We start from the raw sequence: 17,974 nt of genomic DNA on the forward strand, positions 1-17,974 counted from the left end.
TGTGCTAAAATAAGCGCTTAACAAATTATGCTGTTAAAATATCGGGGTGTTTGAATTAAATCAGTTCAAAGCCCCGTCTTTTATTATGGTCATCTCTGACCTTAAAATATATCTCCTGTACTGTTTTTAATGCTCATGCCATGAGATATGGCAGGTCTTGAATTAAGGTTATTGTATGAAACCCGTTATTGCGCTCATTGGTCGTCCGAATGTCGGAAAATCAACGTTATTTAACCAGATTACCAAGAGTCGTGATGCACTTGTAGCCGACTTTGCGGGCCTGACTCGTGACCGTAAATATGGTGATGCGACTTATCAGAATAAGTCTTTCATTGTTGTTGATACTGGTGGTATTGGTGAAAATGAAGGCGGTATTGATAACTACATGGCCGAGCAGTCAAAAACGGCGATCAATGAAGCGGATATCATCATTTTTGTAGTTGATGCGCGTGCTGGCTTATTGGCTTCAGATGAACAAATTGCACGTGAACTACGTACTTTGGGTAAAAAAGTTTACTTGGTTGCCAATAAAGTTGATGGTGTTCATGCAGAAGCTGCGTTGGTTGAGTTCTACAAACTTGGTATGGGTGAACCCTTACAAGTTGCTGCCAGCCATGGTCGTGGTGTACAGCAAATGCTTGAGGATGTCTTAGTAGACGTACCTGAAGATGAAAATCCAGAAGAACATGACAAAGCAACAGGCTTACGTTTAGCGATTATTGGTCGTCCGAATGTGGGTAAATCGACTTTGGTCAATCGTTTACTGGGCGAAGACCGTGTAGTTGCATTTGACCAACCAGGCACAACGCGTGACTCGATTTACATTCCATTTGAACGTGATGGTCGTCAATATACCCTCATTGATACAGCGGGTGTGCGTCGTAAAGGTAAAGTTGATGAAATGATTGAGAAATTCTCAATCGTGAAAACACTACAAGCAATTAAAGATGCACATGTGATTGTAGTGGTGTTGGATGCCCGTGAAGGCGTAGTTGAACAAGATCTACATTTGATTGGTTACGCGCTTGAAGCTGGTCGTGCCATGGTGATCGCCATTAACAAATGGGATAACATGACTGAATACGATCGTAAACAGTGTAAGTTGGATGTTGATCGTCGTTTTGACTTTATTCCTTGGGCGAAAGTCCATTTAATCTCGGCATTGCATGGCACTGGCGTAGGTGAAATGTACCCAACCATCCATCGTGCTTATGATTCATCACATTTAAAAGTTTCACCTGCAAAATTAACTCAAATTTTGAATGATGCTACAGATGCACATCAGCCACCAATGGTGGGTGGTAAACGTATTAAAATGCGTTATGCGCATATGGGTGGACAAAATCCACCAACGATCGTAATTCACGGTAATAAGGTCGACAAAACCCCAGCGGATTATCGTCGTTACCTTGAGAATGTGTTCCGTAAAGTTTACAAACTGGAAGGAACGCCAGTACGTGTTGATTTTAAAACGTCGGAAAACCCATTTGAAGGACGTAAGTCACAAGTGGACGAACGCGTTGCAGCACGTAAACGTCGTTATGTACAGAAATTCAAAAAAGCTGAGAAAAAGTTTAAACGTTAAGCTTTTTAAAGTTCAAAAACCCAAAGTTTTCTTTGGGTTTTTTATTGCAAATAAATGAGCATGTGCCAAGAGTTATGAAAAAATGTGAATGATAAACGTAATTTTTTGTAAATTTCATAACGAATGCTATAATCAGCATCTTTATAAAATAATTTATATTCCGACAGAATAATGCTGCTTAGGGTTCACTTTTAGCATGGTAACATTACATCTTGCTCAGCTTACATTTGCACATGCTCAGCCCTCATATACAGCCCTTGACTGTATTCCAGCTATGCAGCGTAGACGGTTATCGCCATTAGCTAAACTTGCTTTGAACAGCGCGCTTGGTGCATTAAATGGTAGTAAAGTCGATTATATTGTTTGGGTGTCACGATATGGTGACGAGTCTAAAACGTTGAATATATTGAAAGACGTTTTAAGTGAGCAAACTCCATCACCCACACAATTTTCAACATCTGTTCATAATGCAATTTCTGGGCTTTATTCTATTTTATGTCAGGATGATACCCCATCTACCAGCTTAAGCTGTTCATGGACTGAGAGCTTGATTGAAGCCTATGCTCTTTTAAAGTCAATGAAAGATATCCAGCGAGTATTAGTCGTTGCCTATGATGAGCCTTTACCCTCAATTTATGCTGAAGCAGTCGATTTCCCTGCTTATGCTATGGCTGCGGTCGTTACTCTAGAGCAACCTAATTTACAAATTACTGCGTGGATGCATACAGATGAAGCAGATGGTCCTACTTTTGCTCATTTTTGGCAGGATACTGACCAGTTAATATCTGCATTTGGGTGGAACAAATGCTAAATCTTAAAAATCTGAAACAAAAAGGTAATTATTGCTGGCGTGTAGCTGCAACTGGTTTTAGTTTTGCCAGTTTTGGCCTGGGTGGTATGGCAATTGCCACCGTCATTGCACCAGTACTGAATGCCACAACCTCTGATTCTGAAAAGCGTCAGCAGCGTGCACAGAATGTGATTAAGTATAGCTTTAAAGGCTTTACTGAAATGATGGTTAAACTTGGCATTATGACTTATTCGGTAGATGGTTTGGAAAAGCTACAGAATAGTCGCCAAGAGCTAGTCATTGCCAATCATCCGAGTTTGATTGATGTTGTAGTACTAATTGGTATGATGCAGCAGGCTAATTGTGTCGTGAAGCAGTCTCTTTGGTCGAACCCATTTACCAAAGGACCGGTACAAAGCGCAGGTTATATTTTAAATGCGGGTTCTCAGCAGTTTGTTGAAGACTGTGTGACACGTTTGAAAGAAAATAATGCAGCTTCTCTTTTAATTTTTCCGGAAGGAACGCGCACTGAAAAAGGGATGACCCTAAACGAATTTCAGCGCGGCGCAGCTAACATTGCCATTCGTGCAAATGTACCAATTCGCCCAGTAATTATTACCTGTACACCATCGACATTAACCAAGAATGAAAAATGGTACCACGTGCCATCTCAACCATTTCATATTGAAGTGAAAGTACTCGATGCCGTACAGGTATCAGATCTGTTAGATGATTTAACAGTAGGACCTAAACAAGTTCGTCAGTTAAGTCGTAGTTTTTACAAAATTTTTGATGAAGAGTTATCTTGAAATGAGCAATCTTGCTGATGAACTAAAGCAAATGATTATTGATGTTTTGGCACTAGAAGATATCACTATTGCCGATATTGATACAGAAGCTCCATTATTTGGAGAAGGTTTAGGATTAGACTCGATTGATGCCCTTGAGTTGGGACTAGCTTTGAAAAAGCGTTACAACATTCATTTAAATGCAGAGTCGGATGAAACCAAACAGCATTTTAAATCAATCCAGAGTTTAGTTGCTTTAGTTGAAGCTCAACAGAAGTCATAAGGAGCGTGATGATGTTATCTCAAGAACAAGTATTAACTAAACTCCGTGAATGGATGGAAGATTTGTTTGAAATTGAACCGGAGTCTGTTCAACTTGATTCGAACCTTTATTCAGACCTTGATGTCGACAGTATTGATGCAATTGATTTGGTTGTAAAAATTAAAGAGTTAACAGGGAAACAAGTAAAACCTGAAGACTTTAAAAATGTGAGAACCGTGCTTGATGTTGTGACAGTAATCCGGAATATGACTGCTGAATGAAGTTTATTCTTAAAGGGATAATTGCAGCACTTTTTGTGCTGTATCCCTTTATTGTGGGCTGGAGTTTGACACATGGTCAATTTGTTTGGGTGAGCCTATTACTTATCGGATTGGGTGTAGTCAGACTTTTTGGTAAAGGCAATTCACTATTATGGCCTTTAACTGGTTTTGCCATTGTTTGTGGCAGTCTGAGTGTGCTGTCACATAATCATGCTTGGTTAAAGTTATATCCAGTCGGTATGAGTTTAGGTGCATTAATTATTTTTTCGCTGACACTCATCAAACCGCCTTCTATGATTGAGCGCTTTGCCCGAATCGTTGAGCCTGATTTACCTGCATCTGGCGTGCAGTGGACCAGGCAGGTCACTAAGGTCTGGTGTATTTTCTTTTTGTGTAATGCATTGATTGCGTTGACCACTGTACTTTTTACCTCAACTCAGGTGTGGGTCATTTATAATGGCTTCATTTCTTATGTGCTGATGGGCATTTTGTTCCTTGGTGAATTTATTTTGCGTAAGCGACATCAGCGTTTACATTCTTCAAATCATTAATTAAACACTATGTATTGTCATTTTCAGAAGTTCATTGATTCAGCTCAGCCACTTTGTATAGATAGTGCTTTGCATTCGACCAGTTTTACTCAATTTTGGCAGGACGTTGCTTTACAAGCTGCTGCAATTGCTCAAATGGAAAATTTAACTTGGGCATTATGGGAAGCAGATAGCTATGAATTTCTGGTTTTATTCTTTGCTGCTTTGCTAGCGAAAAAACAAGTACTTTTACCACCAAATCGAGTACGTGAACTAGAACAAGATTTTGCAGCACAGCAGATTTATTTTTTAAAGCGCCAAAATACTGAAAAAGTTGTTCCTTTATCTTTAATGTTAGACGATGCTTTTTTAGAGAAGGCTCAACTCTATTTTTATACGTCGGGTTCAACTGGTGAACCTAAAAAAATCCCAAGAACATTAAAACAATTACTCAACGAAGTTCAAGGGTTAAGCCAAAGCTTTAGTTTTGATGAACATGCAATTGCGATTGCAACGGTCAGTCATCAACATATTTATGGATTACTGTTTAAATTACTGCTACCACTTGCTACAGGTCGAAGTTTTTATGTGCCTCAAATGGCATTTCCTGAAGATGTTGTGCAAGCTCAAAAACAACTACAGACACTAGGTTTAAGAAATTATTTGATCTCAAGTCCTGCATTATTAAAACGCTGGACAACCGATGTTATTTTACAAAACTGCCAGATGGTTTTTAGTTCTGGTGGCAAACTGGAAAGTGGTGTTCGTCCTTTATTAAATCGTCCAATTATTGAAGTTTTAGGAAGTTCTGAAACTGGTGGTATTGCCCATCGCTTTAAAGATGAGGATGCTTGGACTGCTTTTAGTAATGTGGCTATTCGTATTGAAGATCAACAGCTCATGGTGAAGAGTAATCATGCCTATGAGGATGACTGGATTACCACAGGTGATGGCGCAGCATGGTCAGATGAAACGTGTCAGACCTTTAAGCTGATGGGACGTACAGATCGAATTGTAAAACTTGAAGAAAAGCGTTTGAGTCTAGATGCGATCGAGCAAAGCATTCGAGCTTTGGATGCGGTTCAACAATGTCATTTACTGGTACTTGAACATGAGCAGCGTCAAATATTAGGATGTATTGTTGTTTTAACAGAGCTCGCTCGGGAACAGTTACAACAGCAGGGTAAGTCAGCTTTTGGTGGCCATTTAAAACAACAGTTGAAAGATCACTTGGAAACGATAGCAATTCCACGTCAGTGGCGGTTCTTAAGTCAGCTACCGCAAAACTCGCAGTCTAAACTCAATAAAAGCTATTTGCAGACTCTATTTAAGCCTATGTTACAACCTGTGGTGTTGTCGCAGTCTCAAAGTTCAGATGACCATATTTTTAGCCTTGAGTTTCCACCAGAGTTAGCGTGTTTTAAAGGGCATTTCCCAACACAACCGATTTATCCTGGGGTCGGCCAAATAGGTTTTTTACAACATTTTGCTAAATTAATTTGGTCGGACTTAAATTGGTGTCAGGGTTATGAGCAGCTAAAATTTCAAAACCTGATCAGTCCTTATGCAATAGTACAACTTAAGCTTTCTCGAAAAGAGCATAAAGTAAGTTTTGAGCTACGCGATTCAGAACAGATTTTGGCTTCTGGGCGTTTATTATTCGCTTTGCAAACGGAAGTAGAGGGTTAAAAATGCAGACCAACTATGGCTTTGTTATCCCGGTTTATAATCATCCACATTATTTAGCAGACTTAATTGCTTATCTGGACAGTTTCCATCTACCGATTGTGTTGGTAAATGATGGAAGTGAGGATGCTTGTAGCCAAATTTTAAGAGCATTGGCAGAACAATATTCCCAAATTCATTTAATTGAACATGAAGTGAATAAGGGCAAAGGCCAAGCCGTGATGACTGGATTACGTGCGGCTCATCAGCTTGGTTTAAGCCATGCACTACAACTTGATGCCGATGGGCAACATTGCTGGGATGACATTCCTAAATTTATTGAGCAATCTCGGCAACATCCAGATGCGATGGTAATTGGTCAGCCATACTTCGATGAATCTATTCCTAAAAAGCGCTTATATGGTCGTTACATTACCCATTTTTGGGTATGGCTGAATAGTTTGTCTTTTGAAATTAAAGACAGTATGTGTGGGTTTCGAGTGTATCCGCTCGAGAGCACGATAAATGTATTGAATAGTGCTAAATTCCAGCCACGTATGGGCTTTGATAGTGAAATTTTAGTGCGTTTAAAATGGGAAAATATCCCTTTTATTAATGTCCCGACACCTGTGGTTTATCCAGAGCAGGGCATCTCCCATTTTCATGTTTGGCAAGATAACTTAGGACTGAGTAAAGCACACGCAACTTTGTTTATGGGCATGCTAATTCGCTTACCGAAGCTGTTAAAGCAAAAGCTGCAAGGTTAATTATGACAGATTCAGCTTCTCCAAAATGGAACGACATTAAAGAGCGAGGCGGTATGTTGCCCCTCATGCTCGTATTGTGGTTTTACCGTTTTGGTGGACGTTGGTTATGCAAGGTGATGATGTACTTTGTCATTATGTGGTATTGGCTATTTGCAGCTACAGCAAGACAGGCTTCCTTACTTTATTTAAATAAATTGCATCATTTCGCTGGAACACAGTCACCTTTCACCCATCAGCCAACATGGGCAAATAGCTATGCGCATTTTATGCAATTTGGCGAATGTATTTTAGATAAGATTGAGGGTTGGCTAGGGCATATCTCCGAGCAAAATCTAGAAGTTTTTGGACATGAAAACTTCTCGCAGCATTATCAAAAAGGTGCTCTGATTATTGTCTCTCACTTTGGCAATATTGAATTACTTCGTGCCATTAAGTCTGAGCATCCACAGAAAATTAATGTGCTGGTTTACCAAAAGCACGCAACAAAATTTAATGAGTTTTTGAAAAAACTAAATGATAAGGCAGATGTGTGTCTCTTATCTGTCGATGAGCTGGGTATTGAAACGGCCATGTTGTTGCAAGACAAAATGCAGCAAGGTGAGTGGGTCATTGTTGCGGCAGACCGAGTGCCTGTGCAGTCAGATCGTGTACAGCAGATTGAGTTTTTAGGAGAGCCAGCATCCTTCCCTCAGGGTGCATGGATTTTAGCAAATTTACTCAAAGTGCCTGTTATTGCGGTGTTTTGCTATCGGGTGCAACAGCAGTTTCAAGTGCATATTCATTCAATTGCTGAGCAGGTGAGTTTACCTCGTGCTAACCGTATTGAAAGTATGCAAACCATCACTAAAACGTACGTTGCCGTACTAGAACAGCATTGTCTACGTGCTCCTTATCAATGGTTTAATTTTTATAATTTTTGGACGAAATAACATGCGTGTGTTAACCGTAGGTGAACAGCCACTGAGTATTGAAGATGTCGTTTCTGTAGCAAGAGGCGAATGTCAGGTTACTTTACCTGAATCATCTTCGTGGCGTGAACTGATTCAAAAAGGGGCTGATTTTCTCGATCAGTTACTTGAAGAAGAAGGGGTTATCTATGGTGTGACCACAGGTTATGGTGACTCATGTTTGGTTGAAGTGCCATTACATCAGGTCAATGAACTACCACTGCATCTTTCACGTTTTCATGGTTGTGGTTTAGGTGAAAATTTAGATGTGATCACTGCACGTGCAGTAGTGGTGACACGTTTATGTTCATTGGCTCGCGGTTATTCAGGTGTGTCGATAGCACTACTTGAGCGCTTGGTTTGGTTGCTGAATGAAAATGTAATTCCAGTCATTCCATCTGAAGGTTCAGTTGGAGCAAGTGGGGACTTAACGCCGTTATCTTACATTGCGGGAACTTTAGTCGGCGAGCGTGATGTCTATGTCGATGGACAAATTGTTCCAGTTGCTCAAGTTTATGCTGAAAAGAACATGCTGCCTTTAACGCTCAGACCTAAAGAAGGTTTGGCGCTCATGAACGGTACGGCGGTGATGACGGCTATTGCTTGTTTAAACTATAAAAAAGCAGAGCAGATTGCACTTGCGAGTACTTTAATTACCGCTCTAAATGTATTGGCATTAGAAGGTAATCCTAGTCATTTTGATGAAGTACTGTTTGCACAAAAGCCCCATCCGGGGCAGCAACAGATTGCCAAGCAATTACGTGAATGGCTGGGCAGTGAAGTACAAACAGCACATCAAAGTCCACGCTTGCAAGATCGTTATTCGTTACGCTGTGCGCCGCATATTATTGGTGTGTTTGAAGACTCAAAAGTATGGTTGCGTCAGTTTATTGAAAATGAACTGAACTCAAGTAATGACAATCCCTTGATTGATCCAGTAGGTATGCGTGTGTTGCATGGTGGTCATTTTTACGGTGGACATATTGCACAAGCAATGGATAGCTTAAAAATTATGATTGCCAATATTGCTGACTTGATGGATAGACAGATTGCACAGTTGGTTGATCACAAAATGAATCATGGTTTGCCACGTAATTTAACAGGTGCGACAGCTGAACGTTTACCACTGAATCATGGTTTTAAAGCGGTACAAATTGGGGTGTCGGCGTGGACGGCTGAAGCCTTGAAAAATACTTTGGCAGCTTCAATTTTTTCACGCTCAACCGAATGTCATAACCAAGACAAAGTCAGTATGGGAACCATTGCTGCCCGTGATGCGAGCCGCGTAATTACCTTAACACAGCAAGTCATTGCAGCACTTTGCTGCGCGAGTGTGCAGGCGATTCATTTGAAAGGTTTAACCACACAGTTAAGTCCAACATTGCAGGCGTTTATGCAATGGACCTTACAAAGCTTTGCATTTGTCGAAGAAGACCGACCATTACAAACCGAATTACAACAGATTGTTGATCGTTTAGACCAACTTGAATTGTTTAATCAACCAGAATTTATGGGATAAGGTGAGCCAATGCATGCAGATGTAATCATTGAAATTCCATTTCATGATGTCGATACCATGAATGTGGTTTGGCACGGTCATTATTTAAAGTATTTTGAGATTGCGCGCTGTAAATTGCTCGATCAATTTCATTACAACTATATGCAGATGAAAGAATCAGGCTATGCATGGCCTGTGATTGAAAGCCATGTTCGCTATGCATACGGTATTGAGTTCGAACAAAAGATTCGGGTTCGGGCCATTTTAAAAGAATGGGAAAACCGCTTAAAAATTGATTATCTGATTTTTGATGCTGAGTCTGGGAAGCGTTTAACCAAGGGTTATACCACACAAGTAGCGGTGAATATTGAAGCTCGTGAAATGTGTTTCCAGTCTCCTCAAGTTTTGTTTGATCGCTTAAATGCATGGTCTGAGTTTCAACCGAAGAGGAATGTGTGATGACTAGATTCATCAAAACTTTAGGTTTAGGTGCTGCTGTTTGGGTGAGTAGTTTAAGTGCGGTCTATGCAGCGCCAACACAGATCACGCAAATTTTTCAGCAATTGTCACAGTCTCCAACGGTTCGTGCTGATTTCGAACAGCAGAAAAAATTACCATCGTTGAATAAAACTTTTGTATCGAACGGGTCTTTGCTATTTGCAAAATCTTATGGTGTAGCATGGCAAATCAAACGCCCAGTACAGGCAGATTTGATTGTTACCCCAACCAAACTGGTACAAAAGACCCAGCGTACATTTAGCCAAATACAAGTTGATCAATCGCCATATAGTTCGGTCGCGACTTTATTTTTGCAGCTCATGTCAGGTAATGAACAAGCTTTGGCAAAGAACTTTAATGTGGTGAGTGCGAACTATGGTCCAGCGGGTTGGAGCATGAGCTTAACCCCCAAAAGTAGCCTGTTTAAAAAGCTATTTGTACGAATTGATGCTCAAGGCCAACAGTATGTCAACCAAATCGTGATTACCGAGAAAGCGAATAATTTGACGACCATTCGATTTAGTCACCAGACTTCTCAACCGACGATTCTAACGGCTGCCGAGCATGCGATTTTCCAACTGGCAAAATAAGTTCACTGTACTTTGGTTAATTGCTCTCCTGCTTATTGCGGTGGGGTTGGGTGTGACTTGGCTGAAAAAAGACATTCATATTCAGACCAACATTTTTGCGTTATTGCCTAAAGTTCAACAAGACCCAGAACTTGCACGTACTCAGCAGTACATGAATGAGCAACTCAACAATAAAGTATTTGTCGTTGTAGATGCTAAAGATGAGACTGCGATACAAAATGCGACCGAGTTTTTAACCACACAAGCTAAGCAAAGTGCATTATGGCAACCACTCAAACCACAACTTGATTTTGATCAGTTTGCAAAGCAACTTTATCAACATCGAGCAGGTTTATTGAGTGCGCAAGATCAATCTTTATTGAAAAAGCAAGATTACGAGGTATTGAGTGAACAAAGCTTAATGCAGATGATGAGCCCAGGTATGCCTGTCACTGCCGAATTACTCAAGCAAGATCCGCTATTATTATTCCCTCGCTATGCTATGCAGTTGGCAAAGCCATCACAGCAAAATATTGAAATGGAGCAGGGTTTTGCCACCATTCATCATGAGCAAGGTCTTTCTCGGCTTTTCGTATTGCAGTTGACCCAAAGCCCATACAATATTGACTATCAAGAACAAGTATCGAACTGGATTGAGCAGACTAAGCAAAAACTAGCAGGAATGGGACTAAATTCTCATTGGACGGGGACGATCTTATTTACAAATTTTGGAACCCAATCAGCTAAAGAGGAAATCTCAACCATTGGGGTTGGCTCTACATTAGGTTTAATTTTTCTGGTGTGGTTCGGCTTCCGCTCATTACGCCCTATGGCGACAGAATTTATTGCTGTTTCTACTGGCAGTTTTGTGGCATTTGCAGTGACTCATTGGATGTTTGGAGAAATTCATCTCATCACTTTGGTATTTGGCGCCAGTCTGATTGGTGTTTGTGTCGATTTTTCTTTTTACTTTATGGCCATGCAATCACAGCATCGCAAGCTAGGTGGTTTCCAGATTCTACGACCTCTATTACCTAGTCTATTTATGGGCTTAATGACTACGTTGGTTGCTTATGTCTTTTTGAGTTTTACACCATTTCCAGGGTTTAGACAGATTGCAGTCTTTTCAATTGTTGGATTAATTGCAGCTTGGATTAGTAGTGTGCTTTTATTGCCAAGACTACCTGCACTCAATGCCCAACCAGCTATACGCACCTTGTCATGGATTGGGCAAACACGGCTGTGGTTTCAGCAACGTGCAAAAATACGCTATGGTTTGATTGCGACTATTTTAGTTGCGGGTACAGTTAGTCTTTTCTACCTTAAGACAAACGATGATATTCGTAATTTGCAAGGTATGGACGCGAGTTTAAAGCAGCAAGATCAAGCAGTACGCGAACAATTTGGTCAGCAACAGAGTAGTGATTATTTTGTGGTAAAAGCAGCTTCTGTAAATGAAATGCAGCAACAAGAACAACAACTCATCGGGCAGTTGCAAAGGTTACAGACTCAAGGTGAAATTAGTGCCTTTCAAGCTCTGGGACAGTGGATTCCACCATTGGTAGAGCAAAAGCAGAATGTACAGTTATTACAAAGTATTCCGCGCTCGACCTTAGAACAATATGCTCAAAGTATGGGGCTAAATCTGGCAGATGTTTTACAGTGGCAACAGCAACTGGCAACACAACCACTATTAGATTTTGCGGTATTTAAAGATCATCCTTTAGCTTTCTTGCAGCCTCAAGCCAATGAACGATTAGTGATGGTGACAGGAATAAAACATCCAGAAGCTTTAAAAGCACTACAAACTCAATACGTGCATTTTCAGCAACCGATTACAACCATGTCGCAAATGTTTGCCGAACATCGAGTTCAGGCTCAACATCTTCTCATTTATGCATTAATAGGATTAACAATAGGCTTAGCTGTTATTTATGGTCTAAGTTCGATTGTGCCTTTAGTTCTGCCTGTGAGTTTGGCGTTATTGAGCACTTTTGCTGTTCAGGCGTGGTTAGGTGTAGAAATTAACTTGTTTAGTATTATGGCGACTTTCCTGATTATTGGGATTGGCGTTGATTATGCAATTTTCTACCGACATGGACATGACCATCCACAAGTAGTTGGAATGGCATTGTTTTTATGTATGATGTCGACCTTACTTGGCTTTGGGTTACTTTCATTTAGCCATACTTATGCAATTCACTGTTTTGGTTTGACGGTTTTATTTGGGGTTGTTTTCTCATTCATCTATGCGACGTTGTTAACCCCGGCAGATGAAGAACATATAGTGAATTTACAAGATCATTCATAATTTGAATAAATTAAAAAGGAAGTCGTGCTATGAGCACTTTAGAAAAAATTGATATCGTGATTATTGGGGCTGGGCCATCAGGTAGTTCTGCTGCGGCACTTCTTCGAAAAAAAGGCTATACCGTTACGGTCATTGAAAAGCAGCATTTCCCTCGTTTTTCGATTGGTGAGTCATTGCTACCACAATCTATGGCATTTTTAGAAGAAGCTGGTTTATTAGAAACAGTCCGTGAGCATGTTGAACAATATGCTTTTCAATTTAAAAATGGAGCGGCCTTTTTACGTGGTAAACAACGCAGTTTTTATAACTTTACTGAAAAATTTACCGATGGTCCGGGAACTACTTGGCAGGTTCGCCGTGCCGATTTTGACAATTTGCTAGCAAAGCAGGCTCAAGTTTATGGTGCCGATATACGTTTCGGACATGAGGTTTTAGATGTTGATATTACATCTGAAGAGCCTGTACTTACTGTAATTGATGAAGAACAACAGCGTTATCAGATTCAAGCTAAGTTTTTATTAGATGCGAGTGGCTTTGGGCGTATTTTACCAAAATTATTAGATCTAGAGAGTCCATCAAACTTTCCGGTACGACGTGCGCTGTTTACCCATATTGAAGATGGAATTACAGATGACCCAGAGTTTGATCGCAATAAAATTCTAATTACGGTGCATGAAAAAGATCACCGTGCATGGTATTGGTTGATTCCATTTGCAGATGGACGGGCTTCTTTTGGTATCGTTGCAGAACAAAATTTCTTTGATAAATACACAGTTGAAAATGCTGAAGATAATGAACCAGATGCAATGTTTAAACGCATTTTAGCTGATGAACCAAGTTTGTCACATGTCCTGTGCCGTGCAAAGTTTGATACACCAGTGCGTACTTTGGTAGGCTACTCAGCGAATGTAAAACATTTGGCAGACCGCAATTATGCGCTATTAGGTAATGCAGGCGAGTTCCTTGATCCAGTCTTTTCATCCGGTGTGACGATTGCGCTTAAATCTTCAAGTTTGGCGGTTCCTTTGGTTGAACGAGTTTTACAAGGTGAGCAAGTCGACTGGTTACAAGAATATGAAAAACCATTACGCCGTGGTATTCAGGTGTTTCGTGCCTATGTTGAATCATGGTATGAAGGCGAGTTTCAAGATGTAGTGTTCTCGCAAAATCAAAACGAAGGCATTCGCCGTATGATTTCTTCATTATTGGCTGGTTATGCATGGGATGAAAAAAATCCGATCCATAAAAATGCCAAACGTAGACTCACCACTTTGGCAGAATATTGTCGTGAAGGATTGGCGCAAGAACAGGTACTTGAGGGATAACCATGCAACGCAAATGGGCAACGATATTACTCAGTAGCTTTATATTTTTAAATGGTTGTCAGGTCATGCCACATGCCAAAGGGCTGCAAAGTCCTCTATGGCAGGCTCAGACTTATCAAAGACAAGATCAGGTTGAGGTTCAGTGGAAGCAGCAAAGTTTTAGCTTCTTGTTATATCAACAGCAAAAGGGGGCTGTATTGGATATGGTGGCTTTAAGCCTGACAGGCCAGCAATTATTTAAGTTACAGTTTGATGGGCATCGGGTTCATGTTGAACAACGTATTGATCAAATGCGTTTATTGCCTTTTGAGTTTCTAGTGCGTGACCTTTTGTTTGCGACATACCCTCAGTTTTCGCATTTAGGGCAGCAAGCTGTAGAGATGAAACAACAAGCAGACAAGCAAATTGTTTATATTGAAAAGCAGCCTGTATTGCAGCTGAAACAGGGACAAGGAAGCATTGAATTGATTAATGAACAAGTCCCTTATGCCATGACGCTGAGTTCGATTGAGAACACCTTGCAGACAGAAGAAAGTCCTACGCCATGAAACATCTACCTTCAGAAAATGCAGCTCCAATGGCAGTAGGCATACAATTTAGTGTTGGTTTATCTGCATTAGGCTGCGAACTTAATCAAATTAAACAAGCATTACAACAGCCGCAGCAAACCTTAAGTTTGCGAGATGATTTAATTGCTGATCGTGATGTTTGGGTGGGGCAATATACGCATCCATTATGTTCGCAAGTATCCGATGCTTTACAGTCTGTAGATTCACGTAATTTACGTTTTGCATTAACCGCATTATCCGAAATTGAAACAGAGCTAAAAGCCTATACTGCATCCTTTGAAAATAAACGTTTAGCCATTGTCGTTGGCACATCGACTTCGGGTATTGCAGATAATGAATTGTTACTTAAGCAATATTTTCAAGGGCAAACCGATCTATCGATATCTCATTATCCTCAAGAAATGAGTTGTTTAGCGAAAGCATTACAACAGTACTTAGGATGGGAAGGGCCAGCCTACACTATTTCGACAGCTTGCTCTTCAAGCGCTAAAGCATTAGCCGCTGGGCAGAGATTACTTCACGCAGATTTAGCTGATGTTGTACTAGTCGGTGGGGTCGATACCTTGTGCAAGTTGACCCTAAATGGATTTAATAGCCTAGAAAGTTTATCTGAACATGTTTGCCAACCCTGCGGTGTAAAGCGTGATGGTATTAATATTGGTGAAGCTGCTGCATTCTTTGTTTTAAGTAAAGCAGCAGCACCTGTCATGTTAATGGGGGCTGGTGAATCTATGGATGCATGGCACATTTCTGCTCCACATCCAGAAGGTAAAGGTGCGGCTTTAGCTATGCAACGTGCATTAGAGATGGCTCATATTTCAGCTCAAGAGGTGGGTTATATCAACTTGCACGGCACTGCAACTCCACAAAATGATGCGATGGAAATTAAGGCTGTACGACAAGTTTTTGGTGATCATCCAGTTGCGTTAAGTAGTACCAAACATAAAACTGGACATTGCCTCGGTGCTGCTGGCGCTATAGAAGCTTTTATTTGTGAACAAGTTCTAAAAGATCAAAGCTGGTTGCCATTACATCAAAATGTTGAGCTTGATCCAGATTTAGCTGACCAAAACTATGTGCAAGATGCTGAGTTAAAACAGCCTATTCGCTATGTCATGAGTAATTCTTTCGCTTTTGGCGGAAGTAATATTAGTCTTGTTTTTGGAGTAAAGCCCTGATGAAACTCGATGCAATTCAATATATTCCTCATGAGCAACCGATGGTATTTATTGACCATTTAACAGGGGTTGCAGAAGGGCGCGCACAAGCAGAACTCACGATTACCCCAGAGCTGATGTTTTGTGAAGCAGAAGGCTTGCCGACATGGGCAAGCATTGAAATTATGGCGCAAACGATTAGTGCTTATTCAGGCTGGCAAGGCGAGCAGTCAAAACAAGCACCAAAAGTCGGTTTTTTATTGGGAACACGTAAGTTAAATTTACCGATCCCTTATTTCGCTTTGGGTTCACGATTGATCATTCAAATAGAACAACAATATTTTCATGAAGGACTTGGGCAATTTTCCTGTGAAATTCAATATGCTGAGCACTGCATTCAGGCAACGTTAAGTGTATTTGAGCCAACAGAAACACCATTTAAATAACCACAAATAATTAGGAATACATTGTGACAAGACGAATTTTAGTAACGGGTTCAAGTCGAGGAATTGGGAAAGCGATTGCATTACAACTTGCAAAGGCGGGTTTTGATGTAACAGTGCATGCACGTTCGCGTCAGGCAGATGCCGAGCAAGTCGTACAAGAGATTCAAGCGTTAGGACAAAATAGCCATTATCTAATGTTTGATGTCACTGAACGCCAAAACGTTCAACAAATTTTAGAACAAGATGTAGAGAAGCACGGCGGATTCTATGGCGTTGTATTGAATGCAGGCCTTACTCATGATGGTGCTTTTCCAGCATTAACTGATCAAGATTGGGATGAAGTTATTTCGACTTCTCTAGACGGTTTTTATAACGTATTAAAACCATTAGTTATGCCAATGATTCATTTGCGTAAAGGTGGTCGTATTGTCACCTTATCTTCGGTTTCTGGGATTATGGGTAACCGTGGTCAGGTTAACTATAGTGCTGCAAAAGCAGGATTGATTGGTGCGACCAAGGCTTTGGCACTCGAATTGGCGAAGCGAAAAATTACCGTGAACTGTGTAGCGCCCGGCCTGATTGAAACTGAAATGGTCACCGATGAAGTTAAAGAACATGCGCTTAAAATGATTCCGTTGCAACGCATGGGACAGGTCGATGAAGTGGCGAGCGTGGTGAAATTCTTGTGTTCAGATGAAGCCTCTTATGTAACTCGGCAGGTTATCTCCGTTAATGGAGGACTCATCTAATGAAACGTGTTGTTGTGACGGGAATGGCTGGAATTACCTCTTTAGGTGAAACCTCCGATGAGATCTTTGCTCGATTTGACGCTGCCAAAAGTGGTATACGTTACATGCCGGAGTGGGAGCAATATGTTGACCTTCGGACCAAGCTTGCTGGGCCTGTTGAAACATTTCATGTTCCAAAACATTTTAACCGTAAGGTTACTCGCGGGATGGGACGCGTTGCGCTCATGTCCGTGGTTTGTGCCGAAACTGCCTTACAAAATGCTGGTTTGCTTGGGCATGAAATTTTGTCTAGTGGCGAAGCAGGGGTTGCTTTTGGTTCTTCTGCGGGGAGCGTAGAGGCCGTGGGTGAGTTTGCCAGCATGCTGCTTCATCAGAGCATGAGTAAGATGAATGCAACGACTTATATTCGTATGATGTCGCATACAAGTGCGGTGAACATGACCGTATATTTTGGTCTAAAAGGCTTAACTTTACCGACCTCAAGTGCATGTACCTCTGGTTCTATGGCCATTGGGCAAGCCTATGAAGCCATTAAATATGGCAAACAACAGATCATGATTGCAGGTGGTGCTGAGGAACTCAGTGCGGCAGGTGCAGCGGTTTTTGATGTATTGTTCGCGACCAGTGGCATGAATGATCAACCAGAAAAAACACCGCGTCCATTTGATGCTAAGCGAGATGGATTAGTGATTGGTGAAGGGGCAGGCTGTTTAATTTTAGAAGAATACGAACATGCCAAAGCCCGTGGTGCTCATATCTATGCAGAGTTGATTGGCTACGGTAGCAATACCGATGGTCAACATGTAACTCGCCCTGATGCAGAAATGATGGGGCGCTGTATGCAATTGGCACTTAGAGATGCATCTGTAGAAGCTAAAGACATTGCTTATGTGAATGCGCACGGTACCTCAACTGATCAGGGTGATGTGGCGGAGAGTCAGGCGACAGCAACAGTTTTAGGACGTAAACCGATTAGCTCTTTAAAGAGTTATTTTGGACATACGCTAGGGGCGTGTGGAGCTATTGAAGCTTGGTTGAGCATTGAAATGATGAATCGCGACCGCTTTATTCCCACTTTAAATTTAGATGAAATTGATCCACTGTGCGGTGATTTGGATTATATCGTTCAGCAGCCGAGAACTTTGGATGCTGACATTATTATGAGCAATAACTTTGCTTTTGGCGGAATAAATACTTCGCTTATTTTTAAACGTGTTAAACAATAAGGAACACAACA

19 protein-coding genes are annotated in these 17,974 nt (G+C 41.0%); all 19 read left to right on the top strand.

All coding sequences use genetic code 11. The features are described 5' to 3' along the window. The first annotated feature begins 175 nt into the window (after nucleotides 1-175). On the top strand, nucleotides 176-1,585 hold the full coding sequence (gene der, locus WA249_RS01130) for a ribosome biogenesis GTPase Der (RefSeq protein WP_003654885.1): 1,410 nt from the start codon (nucleotides 176-178) through the stop codon (nucleotides 1,583-1,585). 196 nt (nucleotides 1,586-1,781) lie between these two features. Beyond that, nucleotides 1,782-2,396: a beta-ketoacyl synthase chain length factor gene (locus WA249_RS01135; RefSeq protein ID WP_336166017.1), complete on the top strand. Its 615-nt coding sequence runs from the start codon at nucleotides 1,782-1,784 to the stop codon at nucleotides 2,394-2,396. Next, nucleotides 2,381-3,184: a lysophospholipid acyltransferase family protein gene (locus tag WA249_RS01140; RefSeq protein WP_336166019.1), complete on the top strand. Its 804-nt coding sequence runs from the start codon at nucleotides 2,381-2,383 to the stop codon at nucleotides 3,182-3,184. The genes WA249_RS01135 and WA249_RS01140 overlap by 16 nt, the downstream gene beginning before the upstream one ends. A 1-nt stretch (nucleotide 3,185) precedes the next feature. After that, nucleotides 3,186-3,446: a phosphopantetheine-binding protein gene (locus WA249_RS01145; protein WP_000067033.1), complete on the top strand. Its 261-nt coding sequence runs from the start codon at nucleotides 3,186-3,188 to the stop codon at nucleotides 3,444-3,446. Between the two features lie 5 nt (nucleotides 3,447-3,451). Further along, nucleotides 3,452-3,706, top strand: a complete 255-nt coding sequence (locus tag WA249_RS01150; protein WP_336166021.1) for an acyl carrier protein — start codon at nucleotides 3,452-3,454, stop codon at nucleotides 3,704-3,706. Next, nucleotides 3,703-4,257: a septation protein IspZ gene (locus tag WA249_RS01155; protein ID WP_336166023.1), complete on the top strand. Its 555-nt coding sequence runs from the start codon at nucleotides 3,703-3,705 to the stop codon at nucleotides 4,255-4,257. The genes WA249_RS01150 and WA249_RS01155 overlap by 4 nt, the downstream gene beginning before the upstream one ends. Before the next feature lie 9 nt (nucleotides 4,258-4,266). Beyond that, the gene (locus tag WA249_RS01160; protein ID WP_336166025.1) at nucleotides 4,267-5,925 is read left to right on the top strand and encodes an AMP-binding protein; all 1,659 of its coding nucleotides are present in this window, start codon (nucleotides 4,267-4,269) and stop codon (nucleotides 5,923-5,925) included. Between the two features lie 2 nt (nucleotides 5,926-5,927). Then, nucleotides 5,928-6,668, top strand: coding sequence for a glycosyltransferase family 2 protein (locus WA249_RS01165; RefSeq protein WP_336166026.1), 741 nt, complete (start codon nucleotides 5,928-5,930; stop codon nucleotides 6,666-6,668). 2 nt (nucleotides 6,669-6,670) lie between these two features. After that, nucleotides 6,671-7,597, top strand: a complete 927-nt coding sequence (locus tag WA249_RS01170) for an LpxL/LpxP family acyltransferase (RefSeq protein WP_336166028.1) — start codon at nucleotides 6,671-6,673, stop codon at nucleotides 7,595-7,597. A gap of 1 nt (nucleotide 7,598) precedes the next feature. Next, the gene (locus WA249_RS01175; RefSeq protein ID WP_336166029.1) at nucleotides 7,599-9,134 is read left to right on the top strand and encodes an HAL/PAL/TAL family ammonia-lyase; all 1,536 of its coding nucleotides are present in this window, start codon (nucleotides 7,599-7,601) and stop codon (nucleotides 9,132-9,134) included. 9 nt (nucleotides 9,135-9,143) lie between these two features. Next, complete coding sequence (locus WA249_RS01180; protein WP_101664115.1) at nucleotides 9,144-9,572, top strand: acyl-CoA thioesterase; 429 nt, start codon at nucleotides 9,144-9,146, stop codon at nucleotides 9,570-9,572. Continuing rightward, entirely contained in the window at nucleotides 9,572-10,201 is a 630-nt protein-coding gene (locus WA249_RS01185) for a LolA family protein (RefSeq protein WP_336166032.1), read from the top strand. The genes WA249_RS01180 and WA249_RS01185 overlap by 1 nt, the downstream gene beginning before the upstream one ends. Further along, on the top strand, nucleotides 10,176-12,491 hold the full coding sequence (locus WA249_RS01190; RefSeq protein WP_336166033.1) for an MMPL family transporter: 2,316 nt from the start codon (nucleotides 10,176-10,178) through the stop codon (nucleotides 12,489-12,491). The genes WA249_RS01185 and WA249_RS01190 overlap by 26 nt, the downstream gene beginning before the upstream one ends. A gap of 29 nt (nucleotides 12,492-12,520) precedes the next feature. After that, nucleotides 12,521-13,816 carry an NAD(P)/FAD-dependent oxidoreductase gene (locus WA249_RS01195; RefSeq protein ID WP_336166034.1) on the top strand — a complete coding sequence of 432 codons (1,296 nt, stop codon included), beginning with the start codon at nucleotides 12,521-12,523 and terminating at the stop codon, nucleotides 13,814-13,816. 2 nt (nucleotides 13,817-13,818) lie between these two features. Further along, nucleotides 13,819-14,364 carry a DUF3261 domain-containing protein gene (locus tag WA249_RS01200; RefSeq protein WP_336166036.1) on the top strand — a complete coding sequence of 182 codons (546 nt, stop codon included), beginning with the start codon at nucleotides 13,819-13,821 and terminating at the stop codon, nucleotides 14,362-14,364. Then, nucleotides 14,361-15,563 (top strand): beta-ketoacyl-[acyl-carrier-protein] synthase family protein, encoded by a 1,203-nt coding sequence (locus WA249_RS01205; protein WP_336166037.1) that lies wholly within the window; start codon nucleotides 14,361-14,363, stop codon nucleotides 15,561-15,563. Before WA249_RS01200 ends, WA249_RS01205 begins: the two co-directional genes overlap by 4 nt. Further along, nucleotides 15,563-15,988 carry an ApeP family dehydratase gene (locus WA249_RS01210; RefSeq protein ID WP_336166039.1) on the top strand — a complete coding sequence of 142 codons (426 nt, stop codon included), beginning with the start codon at nucleotides 15,563-15,565 and terminating at the stop codon, nucleotides 15,986-15,988. The genes WA249_RS01205 and WA249_RS01210 overlap by 1 nt, the downstream gene beginning before the upstream one ends. A gap of 23 nt (nucleotides 15,989-16,011) precedes the next feature. Then, a complete protein-coding gene (locus WA249_RS01215) occupies nucleotides 16,012-16,737 on the top strand; it encodes a 3-ketoacyl-ACP reductase FabG2 (protein ID WP_336166040.1) in 726 nt (241 codons plus the stop codon). Continuing rightward, nucleotides 16,737-17,963: a beta-ketoacyl-ACP synthase gene (locus WA249_RS01220; RefSeq protein ID WP_336166041.1), complete on the top strand. Its 1,227-nt coding sequence runs from the start codon at nucleotides 16,737-16,739 to the stop codon at nucleotides 17,961-17,963. Before WA249_RS01215 ends, WA249_RS01220 begins: the two co-directional genes overlap by 1 nt. Nucleotides 17,964-17,974 lie beyond the last annotated feature (11 nt).

The organism is Acinetobacter sp. 161(2023), from assembly GCF_037027805.1.
GTDB lineage: Bacteria > Pseudomonadota > Gammaproteobacteria > Pseudomonadales > Moraxellaceae > Acinetobacter.